General features: G+C 46.8%; 15 protein-coding genes. All 15 read right to left on the bottom strand.

What is annotated here, in order from left to right; translation table 11 throughout:
* Window positions 1–5 precede the first annotated feature (5 nt).
* Window positions 6–1,934 (bottom strand): LodA/GoxA family CTQ-dependent oxidase, encoded by a 1,929-nt coding sequence (locus tag GSF04_RS10255; protein WP_211859460.1) that lies wholly within the window; start codon window positions 1,932–1,934, stop codon window positions 6–8.
* 274 nt (window positions 1,935–2,208) lie between these two features.
* Window positions 2,209–3,219: a contractile injection system protein, VgrG/Pvc8 family gene (locus tag GSF04_RS10250; protein WP_069020239.1), complete on the bottom strand. Its 1,011-nt coding sequence runs from the start codon at window positions 3,217–3,219 to the stop codon at window positions 2,209–2,211.
* A 1-nt stretch (window position 3,220) separates the two neighbouring features.
* Window positions 3,221–3,436 carry a tail protein X gene (locus GSF04_RS10245; RefSeq protein ID WP_010378405.1) on the bottom strand — a complete coding sequence of 72 codons (216 nt, stop codon included), beginning with the start codon at window positions 3,434–3,436 and terminating at the stop codon, window positions 3,221–3,223.
* A gap of 25 nt (window positions 3,437–3,461) precedes the next feature.
* The gene (locus GSF04_RS10240) at window positions 3,462–3,893 is read right to left on the bottom strand and encodes a phage tail protein (RefSeq protein WP_010378403.1); all 432 of its coding nucleotides are present in this window, start codon (window positions 3,891–3,893) and stop codon (window positions 3,462–3,464) included.
* Between the two features lie 14 nt (window positions 3,894–3,907).
* Window positions 3,908–7,066, bottom strand: a complete 3,159-nt coding sequence (locus GSF04_RS10235) for a phage tail protein (protein ID WP_211859459.1) — start codon at window positions 7,064–7,066, stop codon at window positions 3,908–3,910.
* A 123-nt stretch (window positions 7,067–7,189) separates the two neighbouring features.
* Window positions 7,190–7,315 carry a hypothetical protein gene (locus tag GSF04_RS23455; protein WP_017218950.1) on the bottom strand — a complete coding sequence of 42 codons (126 nt, stop codon included), beginning with the start codon at window positions 7,313–7,315 and terminating at the stop codon, window positions 7,190–7,192.
* A 5-nt stretch (window positions 7,316–7,320) separates the two neighbouring features.
* A complete protein-coding gene (locus GSF04_RS10230) occupies window positions 7,321–7,578 on the bottom strand; it encodes a phage tail assembly protein (protein WP_010378399.1) in 258 nt (85 codons plus the stop codon).
* Between the two features lie 3 nt (window positions 7,579–7,581).
* Window positions 7,582–8,091, bottom strand: coding sequence for a phage major tail tube protein (locus GSF04_RS10225; RefSeq protein ID WP_010378397.1), 510 nt, complete (start codon window positions 8,089–8,091; stop codon window positions 7,582–7,584).
* Window positions 8,091–9,254: a phage tail sheath subtilisin-like domain-containing protein gene (locus GSF04_RS10220; RefSeq protein WP_045988655.1), complete on the bottom strand. Its 1,164-nt coding sequence runs from the start codon at window positions 9,252–9,254 to the stop codon at window positions 8,091–8,093. Before GSF04_RS10220 ends, GSF04_RS10225 begins: the two co-directional genes overlap by 1 nt.
* Window positions 9,255–9,389: 135 nt before the next feature.
* On the bottom strand, window positions 9,390–9,725 hold the full coding sequence (locus tag GSF04_RS10215; RefSeq protein WP_017218947.1) for a GPW/gp25 family protein: 336 nt from the start codon (window positions 9,723–9,725) through the stop codon (window positions 9,390–9,392).
* Between the two features lie 9 nt (window positions 9,726–9,734).
* The gene (locus GSF04_RS10210; protein WP_017218946.1) at window positions 9,735–9,932 is read right to left on the bottom strand and encodes a hypothetical protein; all 198 of its coding nucleotides are present in this window, start codon (window positions 9,930–9,932) and stop codon (window positions 9,735–9,737) included.
* A 1-nt stretch (window position 9,933) separates the two neighbouring features.
* Window positions 9,934–10,623, bottom strand: a complete 690-nt coding sequence (locus GSF04_RS10205) for a phage baseplate assembly protein V (RefSeq protein WP_069020243.1) — start codon at window positions 10,621–10,623, stop codon at window positions 9,934–9,936.
* A complete protein-coding gene (locus GSF04_RS10200) occupies window positions 10,620–11,198 on the bottom strand; it encodes a hypothetical protein (RefSeq protein WP_211859458.1) in 579 nt (192 codons plus the stop codon). Before GSF04_RS10200 ends, GSF04_RS10205 begins: the two co-directional genes overlap by 4 nt.
* Window positions 11,199–11,276: 78 nt before the next feature.
* A complete protein-coding gene (locus tag GSF04_RS10195) occupies window positions 11,277–11,492 on the bottom strand; it encodes a tail fiber assembly protein (RefSeq protein WP_099031049.1) in 216 nt (71 codons plus the stop codon).
* 2 nt (window positions 11,493–11,494) lie between these two features.
* Window positions 11,495–12,172: a hypothetical protein gene (locus GSF04_RS10190; protein WP_130164592.1), complete on the bottom strand. Its 678-nt coding sequence runs from the start codon at window positions 12,170–12,172 to the stop codon at window positions 11,495–11,497.
* Between the last annotated feature and the right edge of the window lie 3 nt (window positions 12,173–12,175).

Genomic DNA, 12,175 nt, shown 5'->3' with positions numbered 1-12,175 from the left:
CCTTATTATTTGCGATTCCGGCGATGTGCTTTGTCGGTTTGTGACAAATCAGGACGACAATCTCGCATGCTTTCGTTATTATCCGCAGCCAGCAGTTTTTCCGCTTTGACTGGTGTTAACCCTACTTGCATGGTGGTTGGAAAACCAGTTACGCCTTTTTCTGTCTTCGGTAATACCACCGCCAATTGACCAAACCCAGTGATCATACTGTTGATCTGCTCGATATAGTTGGTTGAAGGGCCTATCGGCAAATCGTTTAGCCACAGCTCCCGGTCATTAAATGCTGCTTGTCGCTCTGCAAATGGCTTTGTTTCATCGACTACTCGGTGATAGTTTTGCTCGCTAAGCATATTATTTGGCACTCGTGCAGGCCAAAAGGTCGGTAAATAAGGGTCGTACGCTTCATTGTAGCCATCGCGACAACTCGCGGTGTCTGTTTGCCAAGGAATGGCCATCCAACGCGTAATGCCACCAGCAACCTGCCCCGTTTTTAACGGGCCGCTCGAATGCAGCGCAATTTCTGATGTCATTTCCACGCCATAATTGGTGCCGTGGGTCGGTGCAGTATCCTCTGAATGCTTAAGGCGGAAAGCTTCGCTATACATGCCCGCTGTACGCATTGGCCAAGTCATTTCACATCCAGGGTGGAAAGCATCCGCTAAACAGAACTCCATCGCCGCTTTAGTTAACATATCTGGTTGCTCAGCAACCGGAATTTCATCAATGCTGGTTGGGGGGCAATAACAAGGGTCGTAATCAGAATCAAATTCGCCATTCGACCACTGCTGTAACATATTCAACTGAATTTCTGTGAGGGTGACAAACTGCCTTGGCGAGTCATCGGCATCTACACTCATCGCATCGCCGTACAACCAGGGCCACAACTGCGGAGCGGTAGCGGCAAATTTAGGGTTCCAACTATGTTTTTCATCCGCCGTGGTGACTTTTTCTATCTGTCTAAAGTTATTAAAGAGATTACGTCTTGCTTCTTGCCATGTGCGTGAGTTGTCATTTAAACGGCTGATCCAAGTCTCTGAAGTAAAATCAAAGGGGCTATTCCAGCCAAACCCTGCGGCAAATCCCGCATTAACCCATTGTAAATCGGTTAACCTTTGGAAAATTGGCAGAATGTCTTTACTAAAGGAAGGCTTACCCTTAGGTGCTGGTAGCATCTTGGCGTCAACTGCAACCTGACGCATTAAATCCCACATGGTTCGCGGAGATTTTTGCATTGGCGCGTAATCTGGTGGCGCACAAATAACCCATGCAGGTTTCACATCAAGTGCTTTGCCTTGATATTTCACCTCAGCAGTTACAGGGCCGTCCGAAGTATCGTCGTACCAGCCTTCATTATTACCGAACGTGATCGCCTCGTGGCCTTGAGGATTTTCTGACACCCCGTGTCCACCAAGCATAAGTAAGCGGCCCTTATCGTCGGTACGCATTTCGCCTAAGTACACTTTTTTACCGGCAAAGCGTCCTTCAAAGCGACTACAACCGCACCCAGAAGCAATACCACTGATCTGCTGCGCCCCACCATCAATGAGCAAGCTGTTACGGTCGTTTACATTGAGGTTGCGTAGTAAACTCGGCTCGGCTTCAGCCGCCTCTGGAATATCCAACGCTAATTGAAACTCATACCAAGATGCTTTTTGATTAGCCAAGCGAGCATGCCAAATGATAGAAGCACCATCGTCGCAAGTAAGCTCTTTAACGATGTTGCCCTCAGCGTCCAATCCATAAATACGAAAACGCGCGGCTTGGCGCTTCAACGCTCCCGTGCTATCGCGATAGTAATTCATATCTCTTGGAATGGCGGTATCGACCTCAGGGCCAATAAAAAATTCATCAGGGCTATTACCAACCCGCATTACTCCAATGGGTGGGTATATTGCAGCTGAAACAATGGGATTTTGATTGCAGTGATGTGACATGTTGTAATCCTTTTTGCAGTGGTTCAATTCATGAAGCATTACTGCAGTGTAGAAGCTATTTCTGACTTACACCATTACATCGAATTACAGGTAGGAAAGAGGCCAGAGCCTCAAAATGAGGATGGCCCACATGGAGAAAGGGTGATATCTCATCTGTAATGGATGAGATAAAAGTACACCCTGTGCGGGACACAGGGAGAAAGGAAAAAATTAAGGAAGGAAGCGCTCAACACGATAATCGCTGACGCCTAATATAAAAAGTGTGGGATTTAACTTAACCTAATGCTTCGCATACTAAATAGCTTTTAAAGCCGGCGTGATTAATTACATGTTTGACCTCACAGACAAACCAGTCACCGTTGAGATTATCATCAACCTCTTCGATAGTTATCACGCCACCTGCTAATAAATTAGGGTCGCCAACCACACAAAGCTGCACACTGGTATGCGCTCGATTTAAACGCTGTAACATGGCCGTCGCCGCGGTTTGTGCTTCCGCCTCGTTAGGGTAAACGTAAGAGAGTGTCGTGTTAGGTGAACCGCCACCGACACTTACCAATGTTTTTTGCGCTAGCGCTTTATCGTAAAAATAAGCTTGCACCCCTTTGACTAACTTGTTGTGGTTAGCATTAAGCTGCCATGAAACCAGCTGCTTTTTACTTACCGTCACGCTAGGTAAAGCTTTGCCAGTTAACGACTTCCCGGTGCCTTTAGCCATAAAGATAAGCTTGTCATCCGCAATCTTCATGATTGCATCAAACTGCACGGCAAGCTTGCTTAGCAATTGCATATCGCTTTCACTTTGCTCAATGTGCGGTATTTCTCGGCCCTGAAAAGCATCACCTATTTTTGCCTGTAGTCCATACTCACCAGCAATGTCTTGGATAAGCTTGTCTAGCATCAGCGGCTCATCCTTCCCCAGCTCTGGCCACGAACGTATTTTTAGTGCTTTAAAATCTTGATCCCACAGCACTTTATTACCATAAAATGTCAACGAGCGATTGGGGCCAGTCAACTCATAAGCGCCCACTTCGAAAATACCTAATTTGGTTGAAGGAGCACTCTGATCTTTGGTGCCTTCTTTATATCCCATCGCAATTTCTAGTTGATCCGTTGGTGCGGGTAAGGCAATGGGCGCGTCAGCTAAATTGTCAAATCGTACATAGCAGGTATCACTCGCCAGTCCTGTGCGTGTTGTAACACTGAGCTCAGCCAAGCGGTTCTTCAGTGTTTTTGATACCTCATTGCCATTTGCTTTAATAGAATAATGCGGTTGTAAGTCCATCTTAATCCCAAATATTGATCACTTTAGACACAGTAGGTTTTGCGATTTCGGGAAGAAAAATACTGATCTGCTCCGAATAAATTGGCCCAAGCTCTGCCAAGCCATGATTGGCTTCTAGCACCTTTTCTACCATGCCACTACTGCGGCCATAGTGCTTAAAACAGATGAGATCGAGACAATCGCCATCTCGCGTAATATAAGTTACCCCTTTGCTCATAACGACTCCTTAGCACTCAGCGCGCTTAATAGCGGCTGAGCTCCATTGAAAATTGGATTTCTCGTGGGATCCCATCATTAAAAAATAAGGTCCGCGTTTCACTTATCCGTTTGATGACCCACTTACCCATCACGCGCCCTACGCTTGGACTAGATTTCCCACTTTCTTCAACATAGCCAAGCGTCATCGGCTCCCCTTTGGCGGCTTCATCTCTCATCATGTCTAACTGCTTCAAGCCGTTATCCACAATTTGCGGGAAGATCACCCCTTCAATGTTTAAGGTTTGCTCTCCTACGCCAATAAATTGCATCGGCGGAGAGTCCTTATCAGTCTGAGATTTGTGGGCTTCCCAGCGATATTGAGAATCGTACTGGAGCTTATTAAACGCTGCGGTGCTTACTGAAAACTTGTAGTCTCCCAGTTGCATCATATGTTTAGCATGATTAACTTTGCTCATTTAGTCCTCTATCGTTATGCCACTTGATTGTAATATCGAGCACTAAGCTCTTGCTCTGCTTGTTGCTGCTGCTGATCCAACATTTGCTTCACTTGCTGCGCAACCTCATAAGCCTGTTGGCCATCTTTTGCATTGACTGTAATATTAGCGTTCACCGTTATCGATGCAGCGCCCGCTTGCGGCGCCGATGAATATTCAGATGCTTTATTCGCACTCGCATTCAGTTGATTTAAACTATTTAGATCTGGTGCTTTAGCCTCATTGGTAGCTGATGTTTTGTCATCGCTAAACCAACCTTTAATGGCATCACCAACCATGTTGTTGGTAAGGTAACCCGCCATAGGGGCCACCATTCTTACATAAGGATTTTTGCTTTTTGACAGTGCACCAGATACAGCGTCGGCAGAAAACATGCCGCCTAGCGTGCTACCAATACCAGCCGCTTTTTCTTTAACAGAAAGCCCATCATTATTGAGCGTTTCCCATACCGTGTGTGCGTTTAGCGCTCTGCCTGCCAAATCACCCGCCTTGCTGACGCCGTGAATTTTGCTGGTTGTCATCCCCTGATTAGCAGCAAAGGCAGCGGCCGTGCCTGTGGCTAAATTCAGCTCATTAATGACATTATTTTTAACAAAGTCGAGTGCGTTATTTTTTGTTGCTTCACTGTTTTGAGGCGTACTAATCGCTGCCGTTTTGCTGTCTGTTTGCGCAACGTTTTCCTCGCCTTTTGATAACCAACCGCCGAGAGTGTCGCTAATTAAGCCCAGCGGCCCCATGGTGGCAAAACTCGTTGCGCTATCGAGCAAGCGCTCTGTCACCGAAGGGCTCGAGGTACCTGAAGCTGAGTCCTGAGCATCGTCAGAGAACCAACCACCAAGTTTGTCACCAAACCAACCACCGATTGACTCACCGCCCATAGCGCCGAGTGCACCACCGACTAAGCCACCGATTGCAGTGCCAACCACAGGAACAACCGAGCCAATTGCCGCGCCTGCAGCGGCGCCAGCGAGTGCGCCACCTGCGCCACCGGCAGCCGCTCCAACCTGAGTGGTTTTTTCTTTAGTCGTTAACGTGTCATCGGTTAATGCCGTGAACGCATCGAATGCCCCTAACGCCACGCTAAGCGGTGCAGCCGCACGCCCAAGTAACTTTTTAGACCCCTTAAATAACTGACCAAGTTTGCCACCTTTAGCTGGAGAGAAACTGCCAAGCTTTTGATAACTAGCATCATTTGCGGCAGCCATCATTTTGACTTTTTTGGCTTTTGCATTGGACTTTGGTTGCGATGCTTGATTATCTAACTGTGCTTTTACGCTGGGGGCTTTCCCGCCGTCTAACAGTTTCAAAGCGGGTTTATTAGCGCCTCGTTTGTTGCTTTTGCGCGGCTTGTGCTCGCGATCCGCCGACGCTTCTTGTTTATCCGCTAGATTAGAAGACCTAGCTCGCTTGTTACGCTTTCTGCCTCGCTTCTTGCGTCCTTTTTTACGCGTAGACTTCTTCTTCTCAACATCACTTTCTAACTCAGCAAACGACTCGGATAAATCATCGCTAATACCGTCTAATCCAAACTCACCAAATAAATCTGGTAAGCTGTTGGTAAGTGAAGATAAATCTCCCTTGAGAACGCCTTTTAAATCAATATTGGAGAGTAGATCAGCGTGTTGCTCTAGTACACTTGCCGCATCGTTTAGCCCAAATGCATTCAACAATTCAGGTCCTGCGCTTACAAGGGACTTGATGTCGCCCCCCAAAATCGCGTCGACATCCAGTTTTTCTAATGCCGGTAATGCGCCTTCGAGTACGCCAGCTGCACCGTCTAATTCAAATGCCTTTAGTAATGAAGGACCTGCCGCCATAAGGCTCGATACGTCACCACTGGCAATTTGCTTGAGATTCAGTTGTTTTAAGCCAGGAACCGCAGCTTGTAGCTTATCCGCAGCATCGCCAAGTTCAAATGCTCTAAGCACTTCAGGTGCGGCATCCACTAAGCTGCTCAGCTCACCATCCATTAAGCCCTTAAAATCGAGTTTTTCAGCGATAGGAAGAACTGAACCAAAAGCCTGTGATGCACCTTGCATATCCAATGCATCTAATAATGCCGGAGCACTTTGTAGCAACGACTGGATATCACCATCCGCAATTGCGCCCAAGTCCAATTGTTGTAGCGCTGGCAAAGCCGCAGATACCGAGTTTGCGGCACCATCAAGTCCCGCCGCCTCAAGTAGGTTTGGTAACGTTGCGGCCAACGACCCCAGCTCACCATTAGCAAGCCCGGCTAAATCAAGTTGTGCAAGCGCCGGTATTTCTTGCGCAAGAGTTTGGTTCAATGCCTTAAGATCAACGGCTTCTAGCAAGCTTGGTAAAGCCTGCTGCAAACTTTGTAAATCGCCTTGAATAAGTCCAGGAATATCCAATTGATTCACAGCTGGCGCAAACTGCGTGACCACATTTGCCGCATCGTCAAAGCCAAATTGAGTTAATAACGCAGGAGCAGCTTCTGTTAGTGAACCAAGCTCTCCTTTGAGTACCTCTGCAAACTCAATATTGCTCAACAAATTGCCTGTTTCGAGCAGCTGCTTTGGCAAAGCAGCCAAATCTAAACTCGATGCAAATTCCGGCAAAGCTTGACCCAGTGACGCTGCATCTAGGCAAAATTGCTGCTGAGCATCGATTACAGATTGGCCTTGCTTGGATGCATTTGTCGCCGCAGTCACGGCTGGTGCAACGGAAATTGCGTTAAAAAGTGAAGGAACGTGTTCGGCTAATGCCGCCAACTCAACTTGTACGGTTTGGCTTGCAGCGCTGAAATCTAGTTCAGCAACCCGTTCAGACAAGCCACTTATCGCATGCTGTAAAGAATCGGGCAACGCCAACATAACCTGTTCAGCCTGCTGCACCAACTGGCTACTAGGCACAGCATTTTCACCAGTGGCAGGTGCCTGAAACTCAGGTACTGAGAACGGAGCCTGTGGACTTAACACCGCGCTGGCATTAAGTTGAGTCATGATGGAGATTAATTGCTGGATCTGCGCACTAGTCGCTGAATTGGCATTGAGCTTTGCAACTAGACTACCTAAATGTGCAACTTGGTTAGCAAGCGAAGTTACCTGTGGCAACTTATTTTTGACTTTGTTCGCCTCTCGTGAACGAACCTGTTTACCTTGTTTTGTCATGGCGTTACCTGAGGAAAATAGAGAAAAGTGAAACGCTTTAGCTTAAGCTGAGGCCTAAGCTAAAGCGTCTAAAGTATGGGAATGCGCCCCTTAAAGGGTTAAGGGGCGGTTGCGGTCATCGGTTTAGCCCGCTTCTGTCGCTTGTTTGTAATCAAGCGCTGCTTCAAACCACTCGATGAGTTCGTCTTCGGTCAGCGCGTTGAGTTCGGCCAAGCCCCAGCCAGTATATTTGGCCAGAGCGATAACCATGGCTTTTAAGCGCTTTGGCGGGACACGAGAAAAGCTTGTAGCGTTTCTCGCAGCTTCACAAAATCACTCCAATCAAGCTCTTCGATGATATCTGGAGAAACTTCGCATAAGTGCGAGAAATAACGAATTTCGCTTTCAGACTCGCTGATATCCGCTCTATCCACCATTAACCGATCGCGTACTTTTGGTCGTCTCATTGTCAGTTCTGCATACTCATGCCCATCGACCGTAATTGGGAATGCTAAGGTAATGATTTCTTTCATGGATTAAGCTCCGATTGCTGCGCGAAGTGCTGCCATTTGGTCCTTACCATTAACGGTACGAACGTCGTTGTATAGGTCAATTTCGTAAATCACATCTTGACCGATCTGTAGCTTGTACTTCTGAATTGCATATTGCAGCGTAAGCTTAGCTTCCTCGCCATCTTTCCAGCTGCCCATATCCACTTCTTTGAAGAAGCCTTCAAGCGTTACCACCACTGGTACTGGCGCTTCGCCTTGCGCTTGGATAGCACCACGAGCCGTTAACGGCGTTGTTGCACCGCTCCAATCGCCAAGTAGCTTCATCATGTCAGCGTTGTATTCAAGTAACGTGATTGTGCCTTCTAGCTTTTCAAGTTGGCCAACATCAAGCTCAACCGGCGCTTGGAAACCCGACGTCACTTCGCGAGTTTTTACGGTTACTTTTGGTAGCTGGATTTCATCAGCGATACCTAGATAGCCTTTACCATCTACAAACAGCTTGAATTTTTTAAGAATTTTTGGAGAGATTGCCATTATACGATTTCCTCTAGGTAGTTGTTAGTTAGAATACTCTTGAAGGTGATGTGCTCAGCCGGTGTTGGCGGCGTGAAGTCAAAGCTAAAATATACTTTACCCGCTTGAATATTGGCCGGTGTGTTTAACTCTTCATCAGCCCAAATTTGACCGCCAAGAATTGCACCTTGTGCTTTTAAACTATCTAGGTATGACTGAACACTTTGCGTAACATCTTCGATGTAAGTTTTGGTGATATTGCGGTCAACTGCCCACATGTGCGCACGCAGTAGTGAGTCGTTGATCATATCTGCGGTACGTACCACTGACAGGAATGCCCATTTAGGGTCGTCAGAACAAGTACGGTTACCCCAAAGCTTAAAGCCGTTTTGACGAATAATGGTCGACACTTCTTTTTCGTTCAGCATATTCGCACGTGCGTTAGCATCGCCCAGCTGGAAGTCGATCGGACGTGCAGTTGCCACAATACCGTTCATATTGGTATTACTTGGGCTCCACCAAAAGCCTCGGTCGTTGTCCGACTTAGCAATCATGCCCGCAACACGTGCACTTGCAGGTTCAACTTCTGTTTTGCCATCGCGGAATACTTTGACATGAGGGTCAACAACGAACACACGACGCGAACCAAAGTCTGCACGATATGTTTTTGCATCCTCATCGTTGGTGTTTGGACCATCTGCGATGATAACCGCACGAAGACGCTCAGCCACGTTCACAAGTTCTGTAATAACTGGGTTACGATTACCTTCAGGGCGTTGATGTGCATAACCTGGCGCCACAAGAATACGTGGTGTTACGCCAAGTACAGACTCAGCACCAAGGAAAGCTTGTACACCTTCATAAGAACCGTCTGCTGCCACACCGCCAACCATGTTTGACATGATTGCCGCTTCATCAGCACCATCGACACGAACCACAACGACTACCGCACCAGCTTGGTCAAAAATACCGTCCATTGCCGCAGGCAGTGTTCCTTCTGTACCCAACGGTGCAGCTTCAGCACGTTTACCAGCAACCAATACAGGTGTGTTAAGTGGAAACTTTTCTGGATCTGCACTAGGTGCAGTACCAATCACACCAATTACTGAGCTTTTTACTGTTTTGATTGGACGCGTGCCGGATTGCGCCTCAATGACTTCTACACCGTGTAGAAATTTTGACATAGTTATCTCCTTTAAAGACATGTCAGTTAGAGAATAAAAAAGGCCATACAAGCTGCCTTGTATGGCCCTAAAAACTTCATATAAATTAGAGTTTGTTGACCTTATACCTTACGGATAAGGTGGATAAAAAATGACTTAGATTTGGATACCCTCGATGGTGACAGGCTCCCCGTTGATTAAATACAATCCTTTTATTTCGATAGACAACTTGCCCTCTCCTGCTGGGTGTACTGCAACACCATCAAGTTGAAAGCGTGGTTCCCACTTCTCCAGTGCATTGGCGATGGTCATAGTGATATCCCCCACCAGAGAGTGAGAAAAAGGTCTATCTACAAGCTCATATAAGCCGCAGCCATAATCGCGTCGCATCACGCGACTGCCAAGCGGTGTGGTCACAATATCGCGAATACTCTGTTTTAGATGCTCAACACCACCGAGCGGCTTGCCCGTTTTGGCATTCATTCCTATCATGACGACTCCTTAAGTCACTTTGTAAATTCCCGCGCTGGAGCCTCCTGATACAGGAACCTCCGCAGCCTGAGTCATATGTTCAACTACGGCTTTAGCAATCGCAGTAGCCAGCTTGCCAGCTCCTGCATGCGCACCTGCCAACACAAAACCCTCAGCTTCAAGCTCCGCTTTGATCATGTTTTCTAATGCATTTGCATCTAATGCCATGTCACTTCCCCGCTGTAACTGTAGACGAGCCGTCACCATGTGGACTGCCAGTAAAATGACATACATGTGCCGTAGTCACACAAGGTGAGCCACCATTTAAGGCAATACTTGCTCCTTCAACACTGACGTCCCCCCCCGCTTGAACAGAAGCACTTCCATCACACTTCAAAGTTGCATCTTTTGCACTCAACACAGTCGCATTAGCTTGTGTCTCTACTCGGATGTCTTTGGCTGTTGTAATATTCAGCGTCCCTGCAGAAAGCACATCCACAGTGGCATCCGCTCCTTGAATATCAATCAAATAACGATGACTCTTCCGGTCATACGTGATTGAGCTGCCATCTTGATATTGAACCTTATGAACATCAGGGCGATTTTCAGGCGTTACTCCCAATTGTTTTGGCGCAAACTTTTGACTATACAAGCTGCCAAGTACCACTCCCTGGGAAGTATCTCCACAGGGAGATAACACCATCACTTGCTCACCAACTTCAGGTGCTTGCCAAGTCATATCATGAGCAGCTTGCGCCGTTAGCCAAGGTAACTTTGCCGTGATCCAATCACCCATTTTGACCTTGACGGTCGCCGTTTCGTAGTCCACTTCATGCACCGTTCCTAGGCTAATTAGCTTAGTAAGACGCTGCTGTAAGTCGGACACGGCTAAGTCTGAAAAATGTTGATTCGCTATCACGCTATCGGTCCTTCTTCTGGAGTTTTATAAATTAAGTGATGCTCGCCATCATGCGGGCCAAGGTACACTTCTGTTATCTCAACACCGGCCTCCTCGGGATACTCAACTTGGTAATAAAACTGCCAAGTCAGCGTCGCCTTAGCGAGCATTGAATTGACTTGGTTGCTATAACTAAAACTGCTTTTTTCGCAAATAAAGTGTTGCCAAGGAACGGGCGTTTCGTCCTTTATAATCGAAGCCTCAGCGGCACTGACCAAGTTATCCAATCGCGCTATCAACGCAGAGGCATCAGCCTCTTCAAGCGCCAGTTCAAGCTGCAAAGTTATCACTCGTCTGTCGAGTGCATTTGGGCTCAGGTTTTTATTGTACGCAGGCCCATAAGTCACGCCTTTGTCGGCGCCTTTCGCTTGCAGTTCACTGGCTTGTCGCTCAGCGATTGGGATTAGGGTAAGCTGTGCACGCTCTGTTAAATCCGGTTGTGGCTGGCTTGCTTTTAGTAAATCAACTTGAGCAAGCTCAGACAGACCGGCACTCAGGCACGCCAACACCTTAGCTATCAAGGTTTGTCGATGCATAGTTGTGCTCTCAAATTATAAATTGGCTAGATTAAAAAGCCGAAGATGGACGAAACGCCCGAAAGAGGGTTAGAGACTTTAGAGTTCAGGTTTTGCCGGCCAAACCACTTGATCCGGAGATTCAGACTGGTTAGGCAAATTTCTTAATTGTGTTCGATAATCGTTGAACTCTGCACGTTTGCTTTCACTAAGTGGAGAATCTGATACTTGCGTCCAATCTGTTTCAACGAGTAGTCGGTTTCGAATATCTCTGATTTCATTCCATTGCTTTTGTGTAAATAGTTCATTTTCCATAATTAATTACCTCGAATATATCTATTAGGAACAACGCTGTTATGCACTTCAGTTATCGGCGGTAGGTAATAATTTGTGTCACCAATTTTTTCGACAACTTGTGTTTCGGCTTCGATTATTGATCGCTTAGAATATCGACCAGAGGTATAGAGTAGATACGAATAACCTCCTCTCAACCAAATAGAAGACGTATAAGGTGTAGACGCGCCTAGCACTTTCGCAACAAAAGGATGAACTGAGAATGCGTGCGCCTTTTGAATCGCAAAGTGGAAATCTCCACCGCTTGACCAATTCTGTAGCTGAACTTGAAACTCTAATAACCCCTTACTGTCCCCATCTAAATGAACGTACCTTTCTAGGCGTACATCAAGCATTTTTGGGTGATGAAAGCTAAGAGCATAAAATGTGTTTTCATCTAGGTGTTTGAGATCAATGATTTCTTTCGATGAATCGCCTTCTAGACGCTTGCTAAACCTATCATCTGCGTTTTCTCTAAATTCTGAAAACTGCGTCTGTGCCGTGTTAATAGCTTGAGAAGTTTGGCTTTTAACATCTGTCACCGTTTCCGATAAAGTACTTTGAATAATCCCAACCTGATCTTCAACAGTTTGGCACAGTGCATTGGCACGTGTGGCAACCTGGCTCAGGCGCTCCGTCATGGTTAAATTGTCATTTGACATAGT

Source organism: Pseudoalteromonas sp. A22, assembly GCF_018141345.1.
GTDB lineage: Bacteria > Pseudomonadota > Gammaproteobacteria > Enterobacterales > Alteromonadaceae > Pseudoalteromonas > Pseudoalteromonas maricaloris.
Note: the sequence above shows the minus strand (reverse complement) of the source record. Positions and strands in the feature narration are given on the sequence as shown.